The sequence below is a fragment of the Paenibacillus sp. fava2 genome (genome assembly GCF_058313675.1).
This window is the reverse complement of record NZ_CM177755.1, coordinates 2,986,414-3,011,959: the sequence shown is the minus strand read 5'-3', so window position 1 is coordinate 3,011,959 and position 25,546 is coordinate 2,986,414. Positions and strand designations below refer to the sequence as shown.

The following is a 25,546-nucleotide window of genomic DNA, read 5'->3' as shown; positions in this document are numbered from 1 at the left end:
CAAGCTTCAAGTGTAGTGCTTCCAGGCCAGCAGGTGTTCATCTTCATCCTGCAGCCATCTTGAGGCGTACACAATCTGACCGGTGTGGTAGGCGTAATGCTCTGCCGCACCGATCAGGATTTTCTGAATACTCCAGCTGTACCCTTCCATTCCCGAGTCCTCCGGATAAGTGACGGTTACAATCCGTTCAAGATCACCGGCTGTTAGCTTTAGGGCCACCGACCGGCTCTCCCGTCTCACATTCCTCAGCAAGGCAAGCAGCTCCTCCCTGCTGTATCCGCCTGATTGCAGCAGCTCGCCCGGCCTGTCTCTAAGGGTGGGCAACCCTCCTATTGCACTGACTAAATGCTGGTGCTCACTTCCCGCAATATGCAGACAGAGATTACCAACCGCATTCATTTTCGGCCGCGGACGCAGCCACAGCTGGTCTTCTGTAAGCCTTCCAAGCGCCGTCTCCACATATCCGAGAGATTGATCCAGCCTTCGGATGCACTCCGTTATCACTTCATTCGCTTCACTCAAATCTGACGCCCCCTGTCCTTCTGTTCCATTTAGACACATGACCAAATAACGTACTTTTCCCTGCCTGCTGAATAAAATGCTATAACATAGCATTAATGCCAATGCAGCGCTACACAGGAAGGGAAGAGATCAGTGATGAGGTTCACATTCCCCATTCTTACCTTATGCCATGGCGGAGCGCAACGGATGCTGGTGGAACTCACCAATGGTCTGACTGCGCTGGGCCACCAGGTTGTTATTGTCATGCCTATCCACGGTGATGTTTCTTACGAGATTCATTCGGCCCTGCACCGCACCGATCATACTGTACTCCGGGAATCCGACTTCCCCTTCAGCGATGTTATCGTATCCAACTTTTATACTACGGTACCGGTCTCCGAGGCGGCAAGCCAGAGCGGAAAAGGGCTTCATGTCCGCCTGTCGTTATGCTATGAACCTCTGTTTCTGCCTGAAAATCATGTCTCATTTCCCAGTTATAATACCACGCCAAGGCTGATTGTGCTGTCGAAATGGCAGAGGGATGTTATTGCCCTTAATCACGGGATAACAGCCAGCATGGTTCCGGTCGGCATCAGTACTATTTTCAGAAATCAGCATATCCGCCACAATCTGCAGGAGCCCATGAATATTACAGCCATTCTCCGCAAGGTCGAAAACGGATTTTCCTGGCACCGTGAGCAGGATTACCTTATTGAGCAAATAGATATCGTCAAACAGAATCTGCCGTATGTTACTATCAATTTCATCTGCCCGCCGGATGAATTCTACACCTCGGAGTCCCTGCAGCAGCTGAAAGCCGGCGGCAAATACCGCTTCTTCACCCCGCTGAACGATGTAGAGCTGAATTATCATTATAACGGTGCGGATATTTTTGTCAGCTCCAGCATATTTGACAGCGGCTCCCTGCCGGGCCTGGAAGCAATGCGGTGCGGTGCGGCGCTGGCAACCGTATATTCCGGAGGGAATATGGAGTATGCCAGACATGAACAAAACTGCCTGCTCTCCTTCCGCTATGAAAACCGGCTGGCCGGGGATGTGATCCGGCTGGTGCAGGATCATGTGCTTAGAGTCAGGCTGGCCTCCCAGGGCGAGGCAGACTCAAACAGCTGGACCTGGGCGAACAGCGTCCGGAAGCTGGAACAGACCATTTTGAATTACATGGCACAATAAAAGGACAGCAGCACATCGGAAACCGCGGTGTGCTGCTGTCCTTTTATTGTGTATTCGGCAGGTTATTCTGGTAAACCTGTTTGTCGGTCTTACGGCGATACAGGATCATCTTCTGCTGCTTCCGGGGATTGAAGCCGGATGTACCTGTCCCCGAGCAGGTTCTGAAAATAATTGCGGTTATACAGCATGCTGGGATGTGTCGGATGGAACAACAGAGCGGTTTCATTATATTGGCTGGCTTTTTCATGCTGCCCCAGCCGGTCATAACACAAGGCCAGCTGGAGATGGGGCAGCCAGGTCGAATAGGCTTCATTCCTGATGGCCATGGATTCCCTGTTCCGTGGCAGCAGAACCGCCAGCTCATACCAGTAAGCCGCCGTTTGCAGCTGGCCTTTATCCAGATGCCAGGCACCAAGCCTGCAGCAGAACTCCGCACGCGGCTGGTCATACTGCAGCGTCCTGCAGAGTGCGGCGAAGGCGGCTCCCTGCTCCCCTAACCGTTCCCGGCATTCTGCCAGCTTCAGGCAGGCCTGAATATTATCCTCTACCCAGCCTCTCCCCCCGTCCAGAAACTGCTCATAATAGCCGGAGGCCTCTTCAAACATTCCATGGTCACGCAGCTCATTAGCAAAATAGTACTGGTCGCGCGGGGAGAACTGTTCTCCGGCTTCCGCCCGTTTCTGGTAAATCCGCAGATTGCGGTCGGTGTATGCTTTGTCTTTTTCATGCGTAATACAGACATCACTGCTGAGCGATGGCCCGTACACCTCCAGATACTCATGCACCGGTCCGATCCATCTGAAATTGCAGCTTCGGCGGACCAGACGGTTGCGGCGCAGCGAAGCGGTCACATTCCCGGCAGCATCAAAGCCCAGATTATATTGCATATTTACGCTGTCTATCCCCTCCGGCATATTGTTCTTCAGCCCATTAAACCGCTGCTGATCCTCCTCTTTAAGATAATCGTCGGCATCGAGCCAGAGGATGTACTCTTTGGTAGCTTTGCTGAAGGCAAAATTACGTGCAGCGGAGAAATCATCAATCCAGGTAAAATCATAAAGGACCGCCCCGAAAGCCAAAGCGGCAGCCTTTGTACTGTCGGTAGAGCCTGTATCCACTATAATGATCTCGTCGGCAATCGCGGAGACTGTAGAAAGGCAGCGGGGCAGGCTGTTTTCTTCATTGCGGACAATCATGCATAAACTGATTTCTATCATCATGTCCTCCTGACCGGTTGTACTGTCAACCACATTTGTGCTCCTATATGAATATGCAGCCCTGCCGGTTTGCAACCCTGTTCCTACCTATGCTGCTGCCGGATTCCGCCGGTATCCTCTACTGAATGGGCCGGGCAAAAAAAGTTTCCTTCAAAAAAAAGAAACTTTTCCTGATGTAGCAGGGTCAATGTTATTGAGACTGGGGGGCAAGGCATGTCAATGGATCGGAATAACGTAGCCACGATGAGCGCCGGCGCATTACAGACACTGATGGAAACCTATGGTGAGGATGTATGGAATTACGCCTTCTTCCTGTCGCGCAGCAGCAGTGCTGCCGACGATATCGCCCAGGAGACCTTCATCCGGGCATATAAATATATGCACGCCTTCCGCGGGGAGGCATCCGTCAAAACATGGCTGCTGCGGATCACCCGCAACCGCTGGTATACCTACCGCAGCACCAGTTTTATGAAAAGGGTAACCCTGCAGGCAGCCCCGGACAGCATACGTACAGAACAATCGGCTGAAAATGCTTATATGGATGAATCACTCAGCAGTGAAATCTGGCAGCTGGTATTACGGCTGCCCCGGAAATACCGGGAGATTCTGATGCTGCATGCACACTATGAAATGACAATGGAAGAGCTGGCCCATACGCTGAATATCAGCCTGTCGGCTGCCAAATCGAGGCTGCACCGGGCACGGCAGAAGGCAAGCGAATACTGGGAAAAGGAGCTGAACGGGAATGGCTAGATTACCGCACGACTGGGAAAAGCGGCTGCAGGAATCGCCGTTTGCAGACAGGCATTTCACTGAAAAGCTGCAGCGGAACGTGAACGGGCGGCTAAACAATCCGCCGCAGCGGAAGCACCGCCGCTGGACTTATGCTGCAGCCATGCTGCCTTTAGTGGCGCTGGTACTGGTGATCGGCTACAGCAGCGGCGGATTCAGCAGCCTCACCGGCCGGCCGGATCACGGTGTAGTTTCCAACGGGGAAAACTCTCCGGATCCCGGAGCAGACGGCACACAGGCGCCTGCACTCTCCTTCCCTTCGGCAGATCCTTCCGGCGGAGAGGTGCAGCTGCCGCTTGTTACTGTGCTTGCCGTCCCCAGTGTGGATGACGGATACCCGGCAGTCAGAAATCCGGTTCCGGCCTTGCCGGAAATGACTTTTCCGCTCTCCGCTGGAATGGCAGACCAGCTGCAGGCGACACTGGTCTACGGAGCTGACGGCAAAAACAGCTACCTGCTGCTCTCGCCTGCCGGCTGGGAGGCCTCTGCGGTTATCGGCGCCAACGGCTCCTATGGCATAACCTTTACGGACCCGGCCAATCCTGCACAAACACTGTCCTATACGGACACCAACTGGAGCTGCCAGGGCTGTGCAATCAGCGATATTGGTCTGTATTTTCCGGAGAAAGCAGACTGGGCGGAGGAAAGCGGCTTTCCTGTATACGTGCCGCTTCATTTCAAAAGCCGGGCTATGCTCGGTACCGGAGGGGCTGAAGAACGTACTGTCCGCTATGCCCTGCAGCCGGACAAGGACGGCCTGCTGGCAGACGGGGCGGCTTATTATGAGGAGGGAAGCTGGGGTTATCTGATCCGCAGAATAGAGCTGCGTCATGCCTCCGGTATTCCGGAGAATGCAGCAATGGAGAGCATACTGGGCTTTTTCGCTGCCAGTCACGGGGCGCTGCTTCTTCCTGAGCCGGGGCTGGAATCAGAAGAAGCAAATCCTGCCCCATATTCGACCAGTGACCTGTTATCCGCTCTCGAGCAGCAGGGCCTCCGGCTGACTTCTATCGGCTCCGGAGATGAGCATATGTTCAATAAAGAGCTGGCCGGCGTGTGGCCGGATGAACAGCTTATCGACTATGAGGGTCCGCTGAGTATTCCGGACCGACTGTCCATCTATACTTATGATAGTGCGGAAGCCTGTGCTGAAGGGCTCGAAGCGCTGAAGCTTGAGATTAATCGCACCACCTATGACGGAGGGGCCCGGACGTATCCTCACGCCTTCAGAGGCGGCAACTTCCTGGTTGTGTATTGGATGGGCCCGGGCGGGGAAGGCGGCTTCAAATACGACAAAGCCATAAAAACCGCCTTAGCCGGATTCAACAGCGTGAATAATCAATAACAGGCAGCGCAGTACAGAAAAATAGTGCTGCGCTTTTTTGACGACGATAGCGGCGTTTTTTGTTATAATATCGTAGTGCAAGCAGAAACGGCTCTGCCGCCGTTTCTGCGGGAAATATACAATGATTCCACCAGAATCAGTGCTTCAGAACTTTATATACAGAAGGAGACGTTCGCCTTGTCAAAAATCGTTAAAACCCTAACTATAGCCGGTAGTGATTCCAGCGGTGGCGCAGGCATCCAGGCTGACCTCAAAACCTTTGAGGAATATGGTACTTACGGCTTCAGCGCATTAACCACTATCGTTACAATGGACCCGGATAACGGATGGCACCACAACGTTTACCCGGTCGACGCTGCAATCGTAGCCGAGCAGCTCAAGACGGTCTTTGCTGGCGGTCCGGTCGATGCTATGAAGACAGGCATGCTGGGCAGTGTCGAAATCGTCCACGTCGCTGAAAAAGCGATTAAAGACAATTTGCAGACAAATGTAGTCATTGACCCTGTTATGGTCTGCAAAGGCGAAGATGAAGTATTGAATCCTGAAAGCGCCAATGCAATCCGCGATCTGCTGCTGCCGCTGGCAACAGTAGCTACGCCCAACCTGTTCGAAGCCGGGGTGCTGTCCGGACTGGGCAAGCTCACTACCCTTGAGGATATGAAGGAAGCAGCACGCCTGATCCACAAACTGGGAACCAGGAATGTCGTTGTAAAAGGCGGCAAGGCGCTCGGCGGCGATCTGGCGATCGATGTCTTCTTCGACGGCTCGGAGTATACCGTCCTGGAAACCGCGAAGATTGAGCCGGCTTACAACCACGGTGCCGGCTGCACATTTGCTGCGGCCATCACAGGCGGACTGGCCAACGGTCTGACGGTACATGAAGCTGTGGCCAAGGCTAAAGACTTCGTCTCTGCCGCAATCCGTAACGGCTATGCCTTCAACCAGTATGTCGGACCTGTATTCCACGGCGGTTACCGTCTGGAGAAATAGGACAAGCCCTGACTGGAACAGCCATTGATTGTCTGCTAAAAAACCGTGTACCCCATAGTGGGCACACGGTTTTTTTTGAATCTTATTTTCCGCCGGCAATATGCTCAATGAACGGAATGGCTTTATCCTTGGCTTCATCCACTCCCAGGACTCCAATGATCATATTCTCGTCATCGGCCTTGTTAACCGGCAATGCTGCTACAAAGGCTGAATCCGTAATATCCACGCCATACAGCTCTTCCTTCCCGCTCTCCGGATTAGTTCCCCATTTCAGGCGGGGATCATCCTTGTCCACGCTCCCGCTTTCTACAATGGCACTCAGATCCTGGAAGCCGTCCTGCCCGCCGATCCATTCCAGGGTCGCTTCATCAAGGATGATAATATCCGGATGGTTCGCTGCCAGCTCTACAACAGCTTTTTGCATATAGTTCATATCGAAGGAGTCTGCGCCTTCACCGGTTCTAGGCAGATAGATCATGTTGCTCTCGACCCTCTTCCATTCCGGGTACTGGGCGATAATCGCCGCATCCAGATCAGCCGTCTGGCCGTCGGGATCCTGTACGCCGAAATTGCCCAGGAACATGATCTTGGCATCCAGCGGCGGCAGGGAAGCCAGGTACTTCCGGTGCTGCCAGTTGTTATAAATGGCATTACCGGCAACGGCAAGCACAATGACCGCGATCACCGATACGATGACATGGGTCCGGTACAGACGGAAGAACCGTTCCCACTTGCTGGCCGTACCTGAGAATTTGCCGTATTTGGCCAGCCGCTGCTGCTCGGCTTCATCAATCTCCTGCTTGTCCAGAGTGTCCAGAATAAACTTGAACGCCTGAAAATCATCCTCCGGCGCGGAACGCTCCTCATCCTTAGCTTTCGATTTGCGCCGTTTGAGCAGCAGGTCGAAGCGTTTATTGATCTCTTCCCTGGATACGTTTTCAGATAAACCTAACCGTTCATAGGCCTGCTTCAGCTTCTCGTTCACATTCATTTCTCCTTTAAATATGTATAATGCCAACTTCATTAATGCAGATATCCCTATTCTAGCAGACATTGGCCCCAATACTCCAGTTTACCTCCGGATTGGTATCTTCTCTAATAAACTTCCCTCGGTATACACGAAAAAAGAAGCCCATAGCGGGCTGCCCTTCACATTCCGTCAACAAAGACGTCACATAAGAAACGCCACCACAGCGGGTTCCCGGCATATCCAGGCATATAAAGCGCTTTATTACATATACATCCCACTAAGCAAAACATTATTTGTCTTTACAAGTCATAAGGAGGCTTGAGAAAATGTTCACATTTGCCAGTGTCAATCAGGAGGAATGCATCGCCTGCGGTGCCTGTAATTCGGCGGCTCCGGATATTTTTGATCTGGATGACAGCGGAATTGCTTCAGTCATTTTTGCAGGGGACAACAACCGAGGTGTTACCGCTATCGCCGAGGAGCTGCAGGAGGAGCTGCAGGACGCAATAGACAGCTGTCCGACTCAGTGCATCCAGCTTTCGGATGCCCCTTTCGCATAAGAGAATGCCCTGTACCCGTCTTCTAATAAACAGCAGCAGGGTAGCTCCCCGTTAAACCGGATTCTGCCCTGCTCTGCCTTCTACTTATTGAACCCATGCAGAAACGATATCGTTGAACGGTTTATAGATCATAATGAGAAGCAGCAGCGGACTCGGAAGGTTCACCCGCAGCAGCGCACATACGGACGAGGCGATTCCAGCCGCCCAGAACAGCATATACACAACCTGATCCCGGCGTTTGCGCCTGCCTTTAAGCAAAGGCAGATCGGCGGCAATACAGGGTACGGCGATGACCAGACACATAAGCACAAGCAGCATCTCTGTTTCACTCCCCTATCTGATCTACGAATGAGTTGTCGATCGCTCCGATCCGGTTAATGATGACTCTAGCCTTGTAATGAACGGGCAGGCTCTTCAGGTAGTCACCGCCGCTCTGCTCCTGCAGCCTCGCCCAGGCTTTGGGGTTTGCCTCAAAAATAGATTTTCCGAAGCCGAATATATCGACATTGAAGCGTTCATTAATTTGCTCAACAGACTGCTCCATCCTCCTGACGATCCGCTCCTCGGCCTTTCTTTCCAGCTTCAGAATATCCTGTTCTGCATCCAGCTGTTCAATACCCGTCACCTCCTCGACATTGCAAACGGCATCAATATCAAGATAAATATGCGGTTGTCCATTAATAATCCTGACTTTTCTCCGGGTTGTGGACCTTAGGGCTTCTATCACAACAAAACTGTCTTCATTCCCTTTAACATGCCCCGTATTCTTTTTCACATTATTCGTAATGTAGTTGTATCCAGCCACCTCCGCGTCACTCAGCCAGCCGAGCATCTTGTCTTTTTTAAATACGGCAACGCTCTCGTACCGCAATTTGGTTTTTGGATTGGTACGCTCCGTATTGCCTTTGGCACCGCCTGCTTCAGGATCACCTATAACCTCTACCCCGGTCAATACGGGATTCTTCCCCTGATAGAGCAGATCTTCTATGAATCTGTCCAGTGTAACCGCAACCGTCCTGGCTGATATTTTGTAGGACTTGTCCAAGGCATTGAACAGTTTATTGGCCGGAACCTTATCCAGTGCACTCAGGACATTCAGCGCTTCCTCTGCGGTTCCCCCTTTTGCCACCATGACGTAGAAATCCATCCGCGGCTCCCGGCTGCGCTTAAGCACATCCAGCGTCGGTCCAACCCCTTCACGGGCAAGCGGTTCACCAATAACCAGCACCCGGATATGGCCCATATAGGCTGAGCGTGAGACGGTCATATTAAATTTGCGCAGTGCTTCATATATAGTTGATGCGGTAAAGCTATAAGAAGCTACAGGGACTCCGCTGCTGCCCGCCCCCCCGCCGCTCTGGGATGAGATCGCTGAGGGAATCACGACCTGCATTGTTATTTTGAATCCGTCATCTGCCTTATCTATCCCCAGAGCAAGAACAAATGCCAGCTCATTCAGCTCCTTCCTCTCCCAGCATCCGCTCAGCAGCATGGACATCAGCAGCAATGGAAGCAGCGCATTAACGGTTCTGCGGACAGCCCGGTTCATGATTCATCCTTCCTTTGCCCCGCCGGTCCCTGACGGTAGAAATTTTTGGTTATATTCTCCTTGGGCCTGGTCCGGAGGTACGGCCATGGAAACCGGAAGATTGAATCCTTTACATCCGCTGCCCGGTACGGACCGAGAGGGCTCATATACGGTACTCCGAAGGAACGCAGGCTTGCTAAATGCAGCACAATCACGAATACCCCGCACAGAACGCCGTATAAGCCGATAAATCCGGCCAGTCCGATCAGGGCAAACCGGATGATCCGTGCAGCAATAGACATTCCAGCCTCCGGGATAACAAAGCTTGAGATTGCAGTTATGGATACGATAATGACCATCGCAGCAGAGATAAAGCCTGCCGCAACCGCCGCCTGCCCGATTACCAGCGTTCCGACAATTGAAATGGCCTGGCCGATATTCTTGGGAATTCTCACTCCGGCCTCACGCAGGATTTCATAAGTCAGCTCCATCAGCAGCGCCTCGATAAAGGCGGGAAACGGGACATTCTCCCGCTGGGCAGCAAGGCTGATGATCAGATTGGTCGGAATCATCTCCTGATGGTAGGTTGTAATCGCCACGTAAAAGGCCGGAGCCAGAAGGGTCAGAAAAAACGCCAGGAAGCGGATAAACCGCAGCAATGTAGAGATATCAGCCCGCTGGTAATAATCCTCAGCCGATTGAAAAAAAGAGACAAACGTTGTCGGGGCGAGCAGCACAAAAGGGGTTCCATCAATCAGTATGGCGACCTTCCCTTCAAGAATGCCCGCGGCGATCGTATCCGGCCGGTCACTGTTGTACAACGTAGGAAAAGGGGTTTTTGCCGTATCCTGTATGAATTCTTCTATATAACCGCTCTCCAGTATGCTATCGGTGTCTATCTTGTCCAGACGCCGCTTTACCTCCTGTACCAGCTCGTCATTGGCAATATTGTTTAAATACATGAGGGATACGCTGGTCTGCGTTACCCTGCCGATCTGCAGGGTCTCCAGCCACAAATGACTGTCCTTGATTTTGCGGCGGAGCAGTGCCGTGTTGGTCCGCAGGTTCTCGGTGAAGCCCTCCATCGGACCGCGTACCACCGTTTGTGAGCTCGGCTCACTTACGGCCCTGTCCTCCCAGCCGGGAAGGCCGATCCGCAGCGCATTGGCGGTGCCGTCTACCATCAGCATGACACTGCCGGACATCAGATCATGGACAAATTGGCCCCGTTGATTAACGACCGTCAGATCGCCGGCCATCAGAATACGTTGTCTCAGCAGCTCAACAGTTTTATCCGGATCTAGACCCGTCAGCATATCCGGCACTCTGTTTCCCTGAAGGGAGTACAGAATCGAATTATGCAGCAGCCCTGTATCCACCAGTCCGTCTATATAAAATATAAAGATGCGCGTATTCTCTCCAAGCAGCAGCTCTTTGCTTACCAGATCCGTGCTTGATCCAAGCAGCTCCCTAAGCTGCTGGCGGTTGTCATCCAGGCGGCTGGATAAGGCCTCCTCGTGCTTCTCTCTCATCATGCTGCCTCCCTCTTCACCCGTCTGCCGTATAGTTTAATTCAGTTCTTGATAATTATTCCTTAGCAGAAAACCTCCTGAGCTAACATAAAATGGGCTGAAAAAGCCATACTAAGCCAAAATCGACAAGGATATCCGTTTGGAGCGGAGGCAGGGGAGACATTATGACGCTTGAAAAAGACAGGATCAGCTCTTCACAGATGATAGTACTTGGTCTGTTTGCTTTTATCGGGGATATGGCGCTGGTCTACCCTGCCGTTATGGCTTCCACTGCTCGCCAGGATGCCTGGATCACCGGGCTGATCAGTCTGCCGCTGGGGATCGGAACCATTTTTCTGATGATATCCTTATCCAATATCAATCAGAATAAAACGATTATCGAGCTCAGCCAGCAGGTTCTGGGCAAATGGATTGGCGGAGCTGTCGGACTTTACTATCTGTTTTTTTATCTGCTGGCCGGCTCTACCTACATCCGTGAAATTGAAGATTTCCTCTGCACACAGATCTATGAGGGGACTCCCGGCGGAGTAATCAGAATTATGGGGATCTTCGTGCTGGTGTACGGACTGCGTCTGGGACTGGAAACGCTCGGGAGGGCATCCCAAATTTTTTTCCCGCTGTTTGTCTTTTTCCTGATCTGCCTGATCATCCTGCTGCTTCCGCAGATTCGTCTTGAGCGACTACAGCCCGTACTGAATACACCGGTTCCCGATATGGTTCATTCGGTAATGTTCGGTGTATTTTACCCGTTCGGGGAGATGTGTGTATTTCTGATGATCAACCCCTTTATCCAAAAATCGGACAAATTTAACCGGGACATCTTCTTCTCCATCTTTGCGGGAGCGGTCGCCCTTAACCTTATTCTGATTCTTTCACTCACTGTATTGGGCGTTTATTTCTCCGAGCATGACTTCTATGCGGCCTATATTCTGGCCCGGAAAATCAACATTGCAAACTTCCTGCAGCGGATCGAAGCTATTATGGCTACCGCCTGGATCATCAGCACCTATTTCAAAACCGTATTGTTTTTTTACGCCTTTGTCCTGGGGACTGCCCAATTCTTGAAGCTTAAGAGCTACCGTCCGCTCATCTTTCCTACAGCCTTTCTGCTCTACGGTCTCTCCCAGTTCATTTCCAAAAATATTATCTTCTATGTAAAAGAAATTCCAGCCTACTGGGTAGACTGGAATTTCACCTATGCCTTCGTCCTCCCGGTCATCATGCTTAGCGTCAACAAGGTGAGGAAACGCTTGTCCCGGGGTTCATGAGGAGCTATGATTGAACCGGAGGAGGCTCAGTCTAGCATGGAAATCAATCAATATGAGCAGCTGGTTCCGGATGTTTTTCTGTTTGTTGACCGGAAGTGCTTTGAAGGCTGGGGAATCGGCCGCAGCACCATCGACTTTCATGATCTCACTTTTATCGTTGAAGGCAGGGCCGACTATTATATCAACGGGGACAAATTCACCGTAGAGGCCGGTGATCTGCTGTATGCTCCTGCGGGCAGCATCCGTGAAGCCCATACCTTCAAAGAAGCGCCAATGCATTCCTATGCGTTTAACTTCTTCTGGCTGGGCGGGCACAATGAAGTGCCGCTCCCCTTTCAGACGGTGACCCGCAACTGGCGGACCAAGGAGGTTCTGGAGGACATCCGCGAGTTCTCCCATGTGTGGATGGGCAAGCAGCCTCTCTACCGGATGAAGGCCAGGGCCGTCTTTCAGCATATTATCTACCGTCTGCTTAGCATCGCCCACCATCAGCTTGCCCCGCTGGTGGATCCCCGGATTCAAAAAGCTGCCGCCTACATCATGGATCACTATGCGGAAGAAATTACGATCGGCGAGCTTGCCGCACCGGCCGGACTGAACCCAGAATATATGGGCAAGCTGTTCAAGAGAAACACCGGAGTGGCCTTGAAGGAATACATCAACCGGGTACGGATCAATAATGCCGAGATGCTGCTGTCGGCCGGCGGCTTCAATGTCTCCGAGGTTGCCGCCCATTGCGGCTACCGGGATGCCGCATACTTCAGCAATGTATTCAAACAGATCAAAGGCTATCCTCCGTCAGCTCTGCTGAAGTAATGTAGCTTACCTCCGGGCCCAGATAGGAATACGGCAGGGGCCTTGCAGACAAAACCAGCTTTTGCAGCACAAGCCCGGCATCCAGTCCATAGAAACGCAGAGTATGGACACCTTTGGATAAGGTGTGGGGAGTGGCCGTAACATGGATATTATCCATTACCGCCCGGCACCAGGGCAGGTTATCATGATTTCCGCCCTCAAAGCCTGGAGGCAGAGCATCAGCGATGACAGGGTTATGACCGTCAAAGCCTGCTGCATACTTCAGCCCGCTGACCGGGGAGAGGTGATTCGTCGATGCAATATATGCAGTCAGGCTGTATTCGCCGTCCTGCCGGATGAATACCCTGTACTCCAGGTAAGGCGATCGCGCGTGTTCCCTGAAGGATACAGTGTCCGGGTACATTTTGACAGAGGATAAGGTTCTTCCGTAGCTGCTGATTGTCTTCCATTCCACCCCTTCTGCCGAACTGCGATTGGCGGTATGCTCTGCCTCAATGGACACAACCTCATGCGTCTCAACAAAAGTCATAGGCGGCACCCCGCTAAGGCTGATCCAGTCAATCTCTGCATGGACAGTCACTGCTCCTCCAGCTCCACTGATGACAATATCCCCGCAGCACGCCCCCTGCACCTTATCCCAGTCAACCGATACAGTAATTGTCTCTCCTGTCTCCGTCCAGCCGCTGCTCCGCTCCAGTCTGATCCAATTTGCTATGGTGGCTGCCTCATAGGCAAACCCCGTGTCCCCGCCATTGCTGACCGTGACGGTATAAGTCTCCCTCTGCAGATTCGTAAAAACCGGCAGGTCCGCTGTTCCTGAAGTATACCCTTGCTCCGTGCCCTGCACATCGACGATCATAAGCGGTCCTTTTACCGGTACCACGGCTGCCGCCTGCGGATAACTCCACCCTTCCGCATCCCAGTTGACATAACCGACATGCGCCGAACTCATCATGCCCCGCCATTTTCCGCCGGAAAGCTCATTATTATACGTGTGCTCCAGCTGTTTATCCCGTTCAATCGCTGCTGCTGTAAGCCCGGCATACGTGTTGGCAAGTACACTGCCGCGTTCTGCATACAGCCTGCTGAAGCCTGCGTACACTTGCATTTGCAGAACATTAGCCGAAGCTGCAGCGGGAAAATAAACAAGCTGAAAATAAGCATCCTGCAGCTGTTCCGGGATATGTCTTCTATAGTGCTCAGCAGTCTCCACAAGCTTGCCTGCCTGCTTCAGCACCTGCTGCGCCTCATTGTAATGCACGGGACTGAAGGTTTCCGGCCGGATAATTTCCGGCTTGCGCCGCCCGTTCATCCTTGTATAATCTTCCAGTATCCCGGCAATTCCGCACACAGCCGCCTCATCCGCTGCATAACCAAACTGCTGCCGCACCCAACGTTTTGTATATTCTGTTGTCTTGTTCATCGCTGTCGTTCCCCAGGCTTCGAAATCATAAGCCAAATCCAGAAAGTAAGATACGGGCAGCTCCATCGGCTTCAAATCCCCGACATTAACAATCCACACATCCCTGATGCCGTAGTCATAAGCCATACTCATCTGCTCCCAGACCTTCTCCATCGGCGTCGTATTCACCCATTCGTAGGAATGCGGACCGCCGTGATAATCCAGATGATAGTACATCCCCCAGCCGGCGCTGCGCTTTTGCTCCTGTCCCGCCGGGATTTTGCGGAGATTGCCGAAATTATCATCAGAGAGGAGAATCGTCACATCGGCCAGAACCTCCCAGTCCTTCAGCCCCTCCGTTTCAGCCGTACCGTACCAGTATTTCTCCACCTCTTTATAGACGGCGAGAACCTGCGGCGCCTGCTCAAGCCCATACCGCTTAAGCAGTTCTTTTTGCGTGAGGATGATCTCCTTCAGCAGTTCAATATTATCCCGGTCGCTGCCTCCCAGCGCCGAATCACTTTCACCCCGCATCCCCAGCGTGATCAGGTTCGGAAAATCTTTATTCCGCTTGATGCCGTCCTCCCAAAAAGCGGTGATCGCCTCCCGGTTCCGGGCAAAATCCCACAGATTGCTTGTCCCGTAATCCTTATACACTCTCTGCCATTCGCTGCCGGCCCGAAACAGGGGCTCATGATGGGAGGTGCCCATGATGATGCCGTATTCCTTGGCAAGCTCTGCATTCGCAAGCGGATGGCTCTTGCCGTTCACACTGAATTCAGCGCTCCACATCGCCGGCCAGAGATAATTGCCTTTCAGCCTGAGAATCAGCTCAAAGATCTTTTCATAGAACGCTTCATTGAAATTCCCGAACGCCCCGGTTACCCAGGAACCGAGAGAAGGCCAGTCATCATTCAGAAAAAAACCCCGGTATTTGACTGAAGGCTCTTTGGAGCAGATATCCAGCTTAGGGTCCGGCAGGTCTAGCAGCGTTCTTCGCTCAGGCATGACATCGGCAAAATAAACCCAAGGGCTCACTCCCATCATTTCAGAGACAGCATAGGTCCCGAAGATGGTCCCCCGTTTGTCGCTGCCCGCGATAACCAGTGCCTGCCGCACCCCGTCACCCGGATGCTCTATCCGCTGAATTCTGTAACATTCCCTTTTTCCCTGAATGGCGGGTACATCCACCTTTCCGGTAGCAATCCACTCATCGATCAGCCGGCTTCTGCCAGCGGTTCCTATAACTATAGCGGTACTGCCCAGCTGCCTTGGTTCAGTGACTATTTCCGGCCTTGTGCCGGTTACCAATGCTATATCTGCGGCAAAAGATTCTGCGACCCGGCGCAAGCCGTCATAATCAGCTGCTTCCGGATCAAGACAGATCTTTGCTGCTACCCCTTGCTCCACTAATATCATTGCATCTGCTTCCTTCCGTATCGGTTTTTGGGCTATTCAGGCACATTATATAAGGTAAGCGGTTACATCAGCCATGTATAAACCAGATACTTCTTGTAATTAACCGATATGATTTTTGTAAAAGGGCTCAAACGGGGCAGGAATGCATTTCAGGGAGGAGCAAATTCTGATAGAGTGTAGGCATTGTATGGCGCACGTGCTCCCTTACACCCGCCATAAATAGTAAGCGCCTTCAAAATATCAGCTAAAAGGATGATCCTCTATGTCAGATCCAATGAGCTCACTAGATAGCATCACCGCCGGCAGCGGCCCCAAAGCACCTGAAGACCCTGCTGAGCGCAGAAACGGATTCTTTGTGCTGTTTGAAACCCAAATTGAAGCAACGGCGCGGGCCGCAGGTAATCCTTCACAGGAGGTGTATCTGGAAGGTAGCTATCTGATTGATAAGGCCCGATATATTGGCGGGGTAGAGGACGAGCACATGCTGGCCCTGCTGGGAAACTGCGCGGGATTCCGCAAGCTCGTCCATAGCATCGGTATATCGGTAAAAGCAGAGGATAACCGGGGCGGGGTCTCATTTCTGCTGCAGAACTGGGGAAAAACAGATAAATATACATCCGGTACCTGCGTCCGGGTCTCCTGTCCGGCGGACGGGACTGAACTTACTTTGCAGCTGGATCAGATAGAATGGTCGGCAGACGATGACGTCCCCGGCAAATTTGCCTTTGAGTTTGAAGAGGCGGGCAGGCTGGCAGCGGCGAGCCTGACTTTTTATCTGAATGACGGGTATACGGCACCTGAACTGACGCCGGAAACGCCGGTAGCCTTCGGTTCGGAGCAGTACCGGGAGATGGTGGCGCGCTCCCTGATGCATCCGGGGAACAATCTGCGGCTGAAAGCCGCCATAGACAAAGCCTCCCGCGGAGAAGAGGTTACGATTGCCTATATCGGAGGCTCCATTACACAGGGTGCGGGAGCCAAACCGATCCATAGTGAATGTTATGCCTATCAGTCTTATCTGGGATTCAAAGCACTGTTCGGTAAAGACGGAGGCGGGAATGTTCATTTTATCAAAGCCGGGGTTGGCGGAACTCCGTCCGAGCTTGGAATCATACGCTATGAACGCGATGTGCTCAGGGACGGTGCTGTCCAGCCGGATATCGTTATTGTCGAATTTGCCGTCAACGACGCAGGGGATGAAACCAGGGGCAACTGCTATGAAAGCCTGTGTCTAAAGATTCTGTCTGCCGGTAACCGGCCTGCGGTCGTGCTGCTGTTCAGTGTTTTTGTGAATGACTGGAACCTTCAGGAGCGGCTCTCTCCTGTCGGACTCCGCTACAACCTCCCTATGGTCAGTATAAAAGATGCTGTGACAGAGCAGTTCAAGCTGACCAAGGCCAGTGGAAATACGATCTCCAAGCGACAGTTTTTCTACGATATCTATCATCCAACCGGTGACGGGCACCGGGTCATGGCGGATTGCCTGCTCCATCTGTTCACCCGGGCCGCTGAATCGCCGGAAGATGCTGAAGACATTGATCTTAACGTGCCGCCGGCCATCGGGAATGACTTCACGGGAATACGCCTGCTGGACCGCTCTCATACCTTAAGTAACGTGCGGATCGAACCGGGCTGCTTCACAGAATCTGACAGGGACCTGCAGATGGTAGAGCTGGATGACAATCCGCACGGAACGCCGGAGTTCCCTTATAACTGGATGCGTCCGGAGGGAGCCGGACCTGAGCCTTTTAAGCTGACAATAAACAGTAGAATCCTCATACTGGTGTTCAAGGATTCCGGCAGTGCAAACTTCGGCAAAGCGGAAATCCGCGTGGACGGCAAGCCTGTGCTCACCGCCGACCCGCACGAGAACAACTGGACCCACTGCAATGCAGTCATTGTCTACCATCAGGAGACGAGTGGTGAGCATACGGTGGAAATCACCATGGCCAGTGATGATCAGGACAAGTGCTTTACTATACTTGGATTTGGGTATTGCTGACGACGGCGGGGGGACTGTCAAGGGCGGCAGGGTGCGGGCATCCCGGTAGGGATTAAACCAGGTGAGGGCACTGCGTAGTTGCAGGGTGAGAGAGTTAGTTGACGAAATATACGGCTCCGCCTTCCCTTGCCCGAAACAACGGGATTTTTACCGTTGTTTCAGCCACTCCGCCTTCCCTTGGCCCAAACAACGGGATTTTTACCGTTGTTTCGGACATTCTCCCTTCCCTTGGCCGAAATAACGGGATTTTTACCGTTGTTTCGGACATTTCGCCTTCCCTTAGCCCGAACAACGGGATTTTTACCGTTGTTTCGGACATTCCGCCTTCCCTAAGCCCAAACAAAAGGATTTTTCCCTTTGCCTGCTGACCTCTCCCGCCGCATCGGCTCCCCTACTCCCTGCAAATCGAATCCATGTGGCCGTGCAGCACGCGAAGGATCCGCGCTCTGTCAAGGCGCTTGGGCTCCAGCAGCGCGTGCAGAGCCAATCCGTCAAGCAGCGCGTACAGGCGCTCTGCTTCGATGTCCATATCCAGCTCCTCGCGCAGCAGGCCCTCCTTCTCCAGATGGCCGAGCAGATTGACAATCCCCGGGTAAATGCCATCGTTCAGACCGCCAAAATCCTCCCCCGCATACTTAAGGTGAAACACAAACGCAAACCAGACCTCCATTTCCGCCATTGAATTTTCATCTAAAGGAAGCAGCTCCATAAGCACCCTGGTTACCAGCTCTTTTGGCGGCAGTCCGAGTGCAATAACACCTTTGATCCGGGCATTGGCCCGGTCACTGACAAGCTTCATGGCAAAAGCAAGCAGCTCATGCTGTGTGGTGAAATAATGACGCAGGGCACCAAGCGATACGCCGGCCTCCTGCGCGATTTTGCGTACCGTAGCCCCCTTCATGCCCTCTTTCAGGATGACACGCCAGGTAGCTTCGGCAATATGCGATTTCCGCTCTGAATGATCGACTAATTTGGGCATGTCCGTATTGTAGCATACTGTAACTTTCCACTGCAATTTAAATAATACAGTTGTATTATTTAAATCCTGCTGCTATAATCTCCTTAATTCATCCTGTTCTACATTTGCTGCTATAATCTCCTTAATTCATCCTGTTCTACATTTATATCCATAATCTATCTGCGTATGTGAGGTGCAAAATGAATGTTGTAGCATGGGCCATTGTTGCCTGTGAAATCCTGTTTTGGGTTGTTATTGTTACCGGTCTGAGCGTACGTTACCTCTTTAAACGCAAGAGGCTGGGGTTCTTCTTTCTTGCGCTGACCCCGCTGCTTGATCTTGTTCTGCTGGTTATTGCAGGAGTTGACCTGTCTAATGGTGCAACGGCTACCGTTGCCCACGCACTCGCGGCTGTCTATATTTCCGTTTCTATTGTTTTTGGCAAAAGCATGATCCGCTGGGCAGACGAACGCTTTCGTTACTATGTCACCAAGCAGGGCCCGCCCCCGCTCAAACGTACCGGCCGTGACCATGCGCTGCATTACTTCAAAAGCTGGCTGATGCATCTGTTAGCTTTTTTGCTGGGAGCCGGGCTCCTTTACGGTCTGATTGCCTGGATTGATGATCCGTCCCGTACAGAAGCATTGCAGAGTATTCTCGGCATCTGGACAATCGTTGTCAGCATTGATCTGCTGATCGCAGGCTCCTATTTCCTCTGGCCGCGCAAAGAAAAAACGAAAATATCCGCTTAACAGTCAGCCGTATAAACAGCGAAAAACACACCGGACGGTGTGTTTTTTTCGTAAACAGGCCTTCTGCTGCTAAATCGGGCGAAACTTTTCAACCAACCCGTACCCTTTTCCCTAAACTGCGTCAGTTTACCTTGGTCAATGCCCATTTCTGCGCATCCGTTCCGTTATCGGTCCACTGCTGCACCGCCGCACCGTCAGCCGTAGAGGAGCCGGATACATCCACCGCCAGGCCGTTCACCTTGGAAATCAGCTTATAGTAGCCTCCGCCAGCATCAACAATCCGCCATCTTTGCGCATCCGTCCCGTTATCGGTCCATTGCTGCAGCTGAACGCCCGTCGCTGTGGAAGAGTTCGGAACATCAAGCACCTTGCCGCTGTGTACCGCTGTAAGCTTGTAGTATCCGTCACCAGTGCTGTCTACCCGGAACTGCTGGTTAGCAGCAGTATAATTGGTCCATTGGTGGATTTTGGCGCCGGCTGCCGTGGATACGTCCACCACATCCATTACCTTACCGCTTGCCTTGGAGGCAAAGGTGTACACGCCCCCGCTGACTAGGCTGGCCGATGAACCCGCCTGATAGACACGCACATAATCTACCAGCATCTGAGCCGGGAAGGCAGTCGAGGCATTCGGGCTGCCCGGCCAGTTGCCGCCCACCGCCAGGTTCAGCAGCAGGAAGAACGGCTTCTGGAATTCCTCTGTGTTACCGGTGTTGTTTTCAATATAAAACTCATTAAATAGGCTGCCGTCCACGAACCATCTGATGTATTTGGCATCCCACTCCACGCTGTACACATGGTACTGGGAGAAATCAAGATTGCCGGACACCTTGCCGTACTCGGCGTGGCCGTTTGCATCCCAATGAACGGTACCGTTAACATAGGCGTTATTATTCACCCGCTCCATAATATCCAGCTCACCGTTTTTCGGCCAGCCTACCGTGTCAATATTGGAGCCGAGCATCCAGAAGGCCGGCCATATGCCCTGGCCTGAGGGCAGCTTCATCCGGGCTTCGATTTTACCGTAAGTGAAGCTCTTCTTGCCCTGCGTTTTGATCCGGGCGGAGGTGTAGCTGCTGCCGTTATACGATTCCTTCTGCGCTGTAATGACCAGATTGCCGCCCGTTACCTGCAGGTTCTGCGAACGGTTCGTATAATACTGCAGCTCATTGTTGCCCCAGCCGCTGCTGCCGGTACCGATCTCGGCAGTCCAGTCCGCCGTATACAGCGAGGTTCCGTTAAATTCATCGCTCCACACCAGGTTCCAGCTTGCTGCGGCATCGGCCGCTTTTCCTGCCGGAAATAACGTAATCAGAAGTGCAAGAGTCATAAACAGCGCTGCCCATTTCCTTCTACGCATCATATTCCTCCTAAAATTTTCGGATAGCTGCTTATTCCAATACACGCCGCGCGTAACGTGCCTTTGAAATCGTTGTAACAGCAGGATCCCCATTAACGAAACCGCTTTATTATCACCCCTTTGCATTGTATATCCTTTCCGGCAACAATATGACAGGAATCCGGTCAAGGCTGTCCACCCGGCTTGTTGACAACACTATGGCAGGAGCATAGATTTAAGAAGATCAGCGAAGATCCTGCTCACACAAATTATGAAAGCGATTTAACCGCACCAAACATTCCCTGTATACAAGGAGAAATAGCGATGAAACTATCTGTATTTTACGAACATATCCGTGATGCTGCAGGACAAAGCGGCTTGAGCCTGGAGGAAATCTGCATACTTGTCCATAGCTTCGGCATTGACGCGCTGGAGATGGACGCAGACCGCTTTAAGGCAGAGGAAGACTCCATTCTGACACTGCTTACGAAGACCGGGCTGAAGGTTAGCTGCATGTACGGCTTTTTTGACTTTGGGCACATCACCAGCAGTGCAGTAAGAGAGGAGCAGATCACCTCCTTTCTGTCTATGGCCAGCCGGGCCGGGGCTTCGCGTGTGCTGGTTATTCCGGGCTTTCTCAGGGAGCATGAACAGAACCCGGCTTCCGGGGAATATCAGCAATGTGTCCGGTTGATGAAGGACGCTGTAGCCGCCATGTGCGCATCTGCCAAGCCTCTCGGTATTACCGTTGGGATGGAAGATTTCGATGATTCCAGGGCACCGTTTGCCACAACAGCGCAGCTGCTGTCTTTTGTAGAGGAAATACCGGAGCTGTCCTGCTTCTTTGATACCGGGAATTTTCTGTACAGCGGAGAAGATGCTTTAGACGCCTACAAATGCTGCAGACCTCATATCGGCTATGTCCACTGTAAGGACCGGACGTTTGAGGTTCACCCGGGTGAGGAGCCCAAGCTGACGGTTGACGGCCGGGCCATGTATGCGATCCCTGCGGGAGGCGGCTGTATCCCGATGAGAGAGCTTGTAACGGAGCTGCTGAACAGCGGTTATGATGATACCTTCGTCATCGAGCATTTCGGTGCGCAGGATCAGCTGGCGTACATGAAACAATCGGCAGAATGGCTGTTGAACCTGAGAAAAGAGGTGCTCGGCGGATAGCCGCGGCCAAAACTTTATCCAAACCTTAGATTTGGTTTAGAATAGATTAAGATTAGACCGCTATACTGGCCAGGGGTGATGGATTATATATACGATACTGATTGCTGATGACGAGCCTGAAATTGTAGAATTACTGCAGCTTTATCTTGAAAAAGACTACCATATTCTGAGCGCTTCATCCGGTGTGGAGGCCCAGCAAAAAATCAGGGAGCAGACTGTCGATCTGGCGATACTCGATATTATGATGCCGGGGATGGACGGGCTGCAGCTGCTGAAGAGCATCCGCGGATCGTACCACTTTCCTGTTCTGTTCTTATCGGCCAAAAGCCAGGATCATGACAAAATACTGGGGCTTGAACTTGGTGCTGACGACTACATCGCCAAGCCCTTCAATCCGCTGGAGGTTGCCGCAAGAGTGAATGCCCTGCTGCGCCGGGTCCATCATTTTGATGTGCCTGCACTTCCGCCGGAGCCTGAAGCCAAGCAGCTGGTACTGGGTGCGCTTACTCTGGATCTGAAGGAGTGTGTGCTGTATGTGTCCGGCGAACCGGTGATGCTGACCTCTACGGAATACAAAATTCTCAAGCTCATGATGGAAGAGCCGGGCCGGGTCTTTACCCGCAAGCGGATTTATGAAGCGGTGTGGGAGGATTTCTACATGTACGAGGATAACAGCATTATGGTGCATATCAGCAACATCCGCGAGAAAATTGAACGTGATTCCAAAAAGCCGGAATATCTGAAAACGATCCGCGGACTGGGGTACAAAATCAATGCGCCTGCGGAAAACTAGACAGCAGCGGCCGCTGCAGGCATCGCTGGCGATTGATTTCCTGCGGTTTCTGCTCATAGTACTGTTTACAGTAATGATAATTGTATTCGGCACGTATGCCTTCATGCAGCTGGATGTGGCACAGAAGCTGCAGGATTACCAGCTTGCAGACCCGGATCTGAAGACGCAGGCCAGCCGGTATCTGGACAATCCGCAAAGCGGGCCTGAAACGGCCAAGCTGCTGCGCAGCGAAGGCTGGCTGGAAGTGCTGGACAGCAGCAAGACGGTTCGCGAGGTGATCGGCAGTAAACAGGATGAACCGCAGCGTTATACGGAAGAGCAGCTGTACGAGCTGCTTGAGAATGATCCGGATCAGCCTTACTACGTGTCACTCGCAGATTATCAGCAGGACGGCGCCGCAGGCTGGCTGCTGCTGAAGATTCCCCGGGACCGGATTGATATTACCATTAACAGCTATCCGTTCATGTCTTATTTCAACCAGTCCGTAACCTTCTATATTATGCTTGGCGCCATGCTGCTCCTGATGCTGGTTGTTACTTACAGTTACTCTGTGGCCCGCCGTATTCTGAAACCGCTGAAGACGATTATTCAAGGACTCAAGGAAATGATCCAGGGGAATTACAGCACCCGCCTCACCGTCCATGCCGAGAAAGAATTTGAGCAGATGGCCGAGACCTTCAATTACATGGCAGACATGATTGAGCGGACCACCATGGCCAAGCAGAGAGCCGAGGACAGTAAACAGCGGATGATTATGGATCTGTCCCATGACCTCAAGACTCCGATTACCAGTATTCAGGGCTATGCGCAGGCTTTATATGAAGGCCGTGTGGAGGATGCCGAGCGGCAGCGGAAATATTTATCCTACATTTACAACAAATCTTTCCAGGTCACCAGGCTGATCCAGAATATGATGGAGCTGCTCAAGACGGACTCTCCTGATTTTCTGCTGAAAATGGGCCGTCATGAGCTCGGTGATTTCCTGCGGGAGATTATTGCCGGCGCCTACGGGGAAATCGAACAGAAGCAGTTCACCCTGCGGCTTGAAGTACCCGATGACGATGTCTTCGCCCAGTTCGATCCCGAGCTGCTGTCACGGGTTGTCCAGAACCTCATCGACAATGCGCTTGAGTACAATCCGCCGGGTACGACGCTGCGGGTCGGACTGACTTCAAGGACGGACGCTGTAGTCATAGAAATCGCCGATAATGGTGTCGGCATCCCTAAAGAGCTGAGGTCGACCATTTTTGATCCGTTCGTGCGGGGCGATGAAGCAAGAACCGCCTCCGGCGGGACTGGCCTGGGACTCGCAATCGCCAGGAAAAATACGGAGCGGATGGGCGGAACCCTTGTCCTGACCAGCTCCAAGCAGGAAGCGACTGTGTTTACCATCACTATTTCCGAATAAAACCGGGCAGGTACAGCAAAAGCGGCAGCCAAGGAGATTACATCATCCTTGGACTGCCGCTTTTGCTTCTGCTTCATAACCAGTGCCATTACTGTGCTGCCACAACACCGACCACCGTTACATTCACATCGGTCACCTGCAGCCCGGTCAGCCTTTCAATCCGGCTCTTGATACTCTGCTGCAGAAGCTGGGCCAGCTGGTGCAGCGGTGTGCCCAGGGTGATAATCGGGAAGAGCTGGACCGACAGCTCGCTGCCGCTTATTTTGACCTTAATCGCTTTGTAGAACTCCTCCCGCTTCTTGCGTTTGGTACTGCCTTCCACAAGGGCCTGAACCGCCTCCGCCTCCTGGACAGCCATACCGGCAATCTTCGATATAACCTGCTGTGACACCGTCAGCTTTCCTGCACAAGTTAAGTCCTTTTCCGGTTGATTCATTCTGCTTCCTCCTTCAGCTTACTAATGCCTACAGTCCCTCCCACTTCTCCTTGAGAAACAGCTGGTATGTATGCCTGGATATAATCTTGATTACCATGTACACAGGGATAATAATCAGCATACCGATAATGCCGAAGAAATTCCCCACGCCCAGCACAAGCACCGTTGTTGTAATCGGATGAATATCGAGGCTTTTGCCAAATACCAGCGGTGAGATAATATTATCCTGAATCTGCTGGGCAAGTAAAATGATGATGAGTGACCATAAGCCGACCATAGGCGAAACGGTCAGACCGATGATTACTATCGGAACAGAGGATATGATCGCTCCGAAAAAAGGAATAAAGTTCATAATGAAGGCAATCAGAGTCAGCACAAGGGCATAAGGCAGCCCAATCATCAAGAAGCCAAGATACATCAGCACGCCCAGTGCCAGATTGACGATGACTCTGCTTACAATATAGTTGCTCAGTGCGCCGTCAATTTCACCTGTAATCATGCCTGCCCGCTCCCGGAAACGCCTGGGTACCATTTTGACAAAGGTTTTGCCGAACTTGTCCCCTTCCTTAAGCATATAGAACAGCAGGATCGGAAAGGTGAACAGAATGATCGCCAGATTGGACATCGCCGAGAACAAGCCGGTGACATAGCTGGTAAGCAGCGTAAAGCCCTGGCTCAAATAATCGTTCAACTGGGACAGCAGGCTGAAATCCTCGGGAAACAGCTTGGCGAAAAAGCCCGACTGCTGCAGCTCGGTTATTTTTTCATTTACGGCGTCGAACAGCTGCGGGGCGTTCTGCACCAGTGTCATAAGCTGCGACTTCAGCGGAGGCCAAACCCCGCCAAAAAATCCGATCAGCAGCACGCCAAGAACCAGATAGATCAGCAGAATAGCCTGTGTCCGCTTCAGATTCCAGCGCTTGATTTTCCAGCGTTCCATCAGCGGCAGCAGCGGCCGCAATAAATAATAGAAAAACACCGCCAGCAGCACCGGAATAAGAATTACGCCGGTCAATGATTTAAACGGTTCAAAGATAAAATCGACCAATGACCCGACATATACAATGAGCAGAACTAGCAGTATTGCCTTACCTATAGTTAAAAATTTGTTCAGCTGCTTCATCTGCCTCCTCCTGCTCCGTTTACAACCC

General features: G+C 52.2%; 24 protein-coding genes. 12 read left to right on the top strand and 12 right to left on the bottom strand.

The features are described from left to right. Nucleotides 1–6 precede the first annotated feature (6 nt). Nucleotides 7–522: a DinB family protein gene (locus tag AC4G46_RS12720; protein WP_491128248.1), complete on the bottom strand. Its 516-nt coding sequence runs from the start codon at nucleotides 520–522 to the stop codon at nucleotides 7–9. Between the two features lie 186 nt (nucleotides 523–708). Here AC4G46_RS12720 and AC4G46_RS12715 point away from each other — a divergent pair, with 186 nt between their 5' ends. Then, on the top strand, nucleotides 709–1,692 hold the full coding sequence (locus AC4G46_RS12715) for a glycosyltransferase (RefSeq protein WP_491128247.1): 984 nt from the start codon (nucleotides 709–711) through the stop codon (nucleotides 1,690–1,692). Nucleotides 1,693–1,781: 89 nt separating this feature from the next. Here AC4G46_RS12715 and AC4G46_RS12710 read toward each other — a convergent pair whose 3' ends face one another. Beyond that, complete coding sequence (locus AC4G46_RS12710) at nucleotides 1,782–2,942, bottom strand: tetratricopeptide repeat-containing glycosyltransferase family 2 protein (protein WP_491128246.1); 1,161 nt, start codon at nucleotides 2,940–2,942, stop codon at nucleotides 1,782–1,784. A 180-nt stretch (nucleotides 2,943–3,122) separates the two neighbouring features. On the opposite strand from AC4G46_RS12710, the gene AC4G46_RS12705 reads away from it, so the two are divergent. The 3 genes from AC4G46_RS12705 (at nucleotide 3,123) to thiD (ending at nucleotide 6,036) form a co-directional block, all read left to right on the top strand. Continuing rightward, the gene (locus AC4G46_RS12705) at nucleotides 3,123–3,662 is read left to right on the top strand and encodes an RNA polymerase sigma factor (protein WP_491128245.1); all 540 of its coding nucleotides are present in this window, start codon (nucleotides 3,123–3,125) and stop codon (nucleotides 3,660–3,662) included. Continuing rightward, the gene (locus AC4G46_RS12700; RefSeq protein WP_491128244.1) at nucleotides 3,655–5,046 is read left to right on the top strand and encodes a DUF4850 domain-containing protein; all 1,392 of its coding nucleotides are present in this window, start codon (nucleotides 3,655–3,657) and stop codon (nucleotides 5,044–5,046) included. Before AC4G46_RS12705 ends, AC4G46_RS12700 begins: the two co-directional genes overlap by 8 nt. Nucleotides 5,047–5,223: 177 nt before the next feature. Beyond that, entirely contained in the window at nucleotides 5,224–6,036 is an 813-nt protein-coding gene (gene thiD, locus AC4G46_RS12695; protein WP_491128243.1) for a bifunctional hydroxymethylpyrimidine kinase/phosphomethylpyrimidine kinase, read from the top strand. Between the two features lie 82 nt (nucleotides 6,037–6,118). Here the strand turns inward: thiD and AC4G46_RS12690 are convergent, their stop codons facing one another. Continuing rightward, complete coding sequence (locus AC4G46_RS12690; protein ID WP_491128242.1) at nucleotides 6,119–7,021, bottom strand: hypothetical protein; 903 nt, start codon at nucleotides 7,019–7,021, stop codon at nucleotides 6,119–6,121. A 311-nt stretch (nucleotides 7,022–7,332) separates the two neighbouring features. Here AC4G46_RS12690 and AC4G46_RS12685 point away from each other — a divergent pair, with 311 nt between their 5' ends. Further along, a complete protein-coding gene (locus tag AC4G46_RS12685; RefSeq protein WP_090711524.1) occupies nucleotides 7,333–7,566 on the top strand; it encodes a ferredoxin in 234 nt (77 codons plus the stop codon). A gap of 84 nt (nucleotides 7,567–7,650) precedes the next feature. On the opposite strand, the gene AC4G46_RS12680 is transcribed toward AC4G46_RS12685, so the two are convergent. The 3 genes from AC4G46_RS12680 to AC4G46_RS12670 are packed head-to-tail and all read right to left on the bottom strand — an operon-like array spanning nucleotide 7,651 to nucleotide 10,626. Continuing rightward, entirely contained in the window at nucleotides 7,651–7,884 is a 234-nt protein-coding gene (locus tag AC4G46_RS12680) for a hypothetical protein (protein WP_491128241.1), read from the bottom strand. 7 nt (nucleotides 7,885–7,891) lie between these two features. Beyond that, the gene (locus tag AC4G46_RS12675; RefSeq protein WP_491128240.1) at nucleotides 7,892–9,115 is read right to left on the bottom strand and encodes a Ger(x)C family spore germination protein; all 1,224 of its coding nucleotides are present in this window, start codon (nucleotides 9,113–9,115) and stop codon (nucleotides 7,892–7,894) included. Next, nucleotides 9,112–10,626: a spore germination protein gene (locus AC4G46_RS12670; RefSeq protein ID WP_491128865.1), complete on the bottom strand. Its 1,515-nt coding sequence runs from the start codon at nucleotides 10,624–10,626 to the stop codon at nucleotides 9,112–9,114. Before AC4G46_RS12670 ends, AC4G46_RS12675 begins: the two co-directional genes overlap by 4 nt. 164 nt (nucleotides 10,627–10,790) lie before the next feature. On the opposite strand from AC4G46_RS12670, the gene AC4G46_RS12665 reads away from it, so the two are divergent. Both AC4G46_RS12665 and AC4G46_RS12660 read left to right on the top strand, forming a co-directional pair. Then, nucleotides 10,791–11,894, top strand: coding sequence for a GerAB/ArcD/ProY family transporter (locus tag AC4G46_RS12665; protein WP_491128239.1), 1,104 nt, complete (start codon nucleotides 10,791–10,793; stop codon nucleotides 11,892–11,894). Nucleotides 11,895–11,930: 36 nt separating this feature from the next. Beyond that, nucleotides 11,931–12,710, top strand: coding sequence for a helix-turn-helix transcriptional regulator (locus AC4G46_RS12660; protein ID WP_491128238.1), 780 nt, complete (start codon nucleotides 11,931–11,933; stop codon nucleotides 12,708–12,710). On the opposite strand, the gene AC4G46_RS12655 is transcribed toward AC4G46_RS12660, so the two are convergent. Then, nucleotides 12,676–15,531, bottom strand: a complete 2,856-nt coding sequence (locus AC4G46_RS12655) for a glycosyl hydrolase 115 family protein (protein ID WP_491128237.1) — start codon at nucleotides 15,529–15,531, stop codon at nucleotides 12,676–12,678. The two genes, AC4G46_RS12660 and AC4G46_RS12655, sit on opposite strands and share 35 nt — an antisense overlap. A gap of 274 nt (nucleotides 15,532–15,805) precedes the next feature. Here AC4G46_RS12655 and AC4G46_RS12650 point away from each other — a divergent pair, with 274 nt between their 5' ends. Then, nucleotides 15,806–17,533, top strand: coding sequence for an SGNH/GDSL hydrolase family protein (locus tag AC4G46_RS12650; RefSeq protein ID WP_491128236.1), 1,728 nt, complete (start codon nucleotides 15,806–15,808; stop codon nucleotides 17,531–17,533). Nucleotides 17,534–17,627: 94 nt separating this feature from the next. On the opposite strand, the gene AC4G46_RS12645 is transcribed toward AC4G46_RS12650, so the two are convergent. Together AC4G46_RS12645 and AC4G46_RS12640 are read right to left on the bottom strand one after the other, a co-directional pair. Then, on the bottom strand, nucleotides 17,628–17,852 hold the full coding sequence (locus tag AC4G46_RS12645; protein WP_491128235.1) for a hypothetical protein: 225 nt from the start codon (nucleotides 17,850–17,852) through the stop codon (nucleotides 17,628–17,630). Between the two features lie 72 nt (nucleotides 17,853–17,924). Then, nucleotides 17,925–18,512, bottom strand: coding sequence for a TetR/AcrR family transcriptional regulator (locus tag AC4G46_RS12640; protein ID WP_491128234.1), 588 nt, complete (start codon nucleotides 18,510–18,512; stop codon nucleotides 17,925–17,927). Between the two features lie 179 nt (nucleotides 18,513–18,691). On the opposite strand from AC4G46_RS12640, the gene AC4G46_RS12635 reads away from it, so the two are divergent. Then, complete coding sequence (locus AC4G46_RS12635; protein ID WP_491128233.1) at nucleotides 18,692–19,243, top strand: hypothetical protein; 552 nt, start codon at nucleotides 18,692–18,694, stop codon at nucleotides 19,241–19,243. Between the two features lie 121 nt (nucleotides 19,244–19,364). Here the strand turns inward: AC4G46_RS12635 and AC4G46_RS12630 are convergent, their stop codons facing one another. Then, nucleotides 19,365–20,603, bottom strand: coding sequence for an RICIN domain-containing protein (locus AC4G46_RS12630; protein ID WP_491128232.1), 1,239 nt, complete (start codon nucleotides 20,601–20,603; stop codon nucleotides 19,365–19,367). A gap of 303 nt (nucleotides 20,604–20,906) precedes the next feature. On the opposite strand from AC4G46_RS12630, the gene AC4G46_RS12625 reads away from it, so the two are divergent. From AC4G46_RS12625 to AC4G46_RS12615, 3 genes are all read left to right on the top strand, one after another. Continuing rightward, a complete protein-coding gene (locus AC4G46_RS12625; RefSeq protein WP_491128231.1) occupies nucleotides 20,907–21,758 on the top strand; it encodes a sugar phosphate isomerase/epimerase family protein in 852 nt (283 codons plus the stop codon). 82 nt (nucleotides 21,759–21,840) lie between these two features. Then, nucleotides 21,841–22,551, top strand: coding sequence for a response regulator transcription factor (locus AC4G46_RS12620; RefSeq protein WP_491128864.1), 711 nt, complete (start codon nucleotides 21,841–21,843; stop codon nucleotides 22,549–22,551). Beyond that, nucleotides 22,532–23,959: a sensor histidine kinase gene (locus AC4G46_RS12615; RefSeq protein WP_491128230.1), complete on the top strand. Its 1,428-nt coding sequence runs from the start codon at nucleotides 22,532–22,534 to the stop codon at nucleotides 23,957–23,959. Before AC4G46_RS12620 ends, AC4G46_RS12615 begins: the two co-directional genes overlap by 20 nt. An 88-nt stretch (nucleotides 23,960–24,047) precedes the next feature. Here AC4G46_RS12615 and AC4G46_RS12610 read toward each other — a convergent pair whose 3' ends face one another. Together AC4G46_RS12610 and AC4G46_RS12605 are read right to left on the bottom strand one after the other, a co-directional pair. Then, nucleotides 24,048–24,395, bottom strand: a complete 348-nt coding sequence (locus tag AC4G46_RS12610; RefSeq protein WP_491128229.1) for an Asp23/Gls24 family envelope stress response protein — start codon at nucleotides 24,393–24,395, stop codon at nucleotides 24,048–24,050. Between the two features lie 28 nt (nucleotides 24,396–24,423). Beyond that, nucleotides 24,424–25,518 (bottom strand): AI-2E family transporter, encoded by a 1,095-nt coding sequence (locus tag AC4G46_RS12605; RefSeq protein ID WP_491128228.1) that lies wholly within the window; start codon nucleotides 25,516–25,518, stop codon nucleotides 24,424–24,426. Nucleotides 25,519–25,546 lie beyond the last annotated feature (28 nt).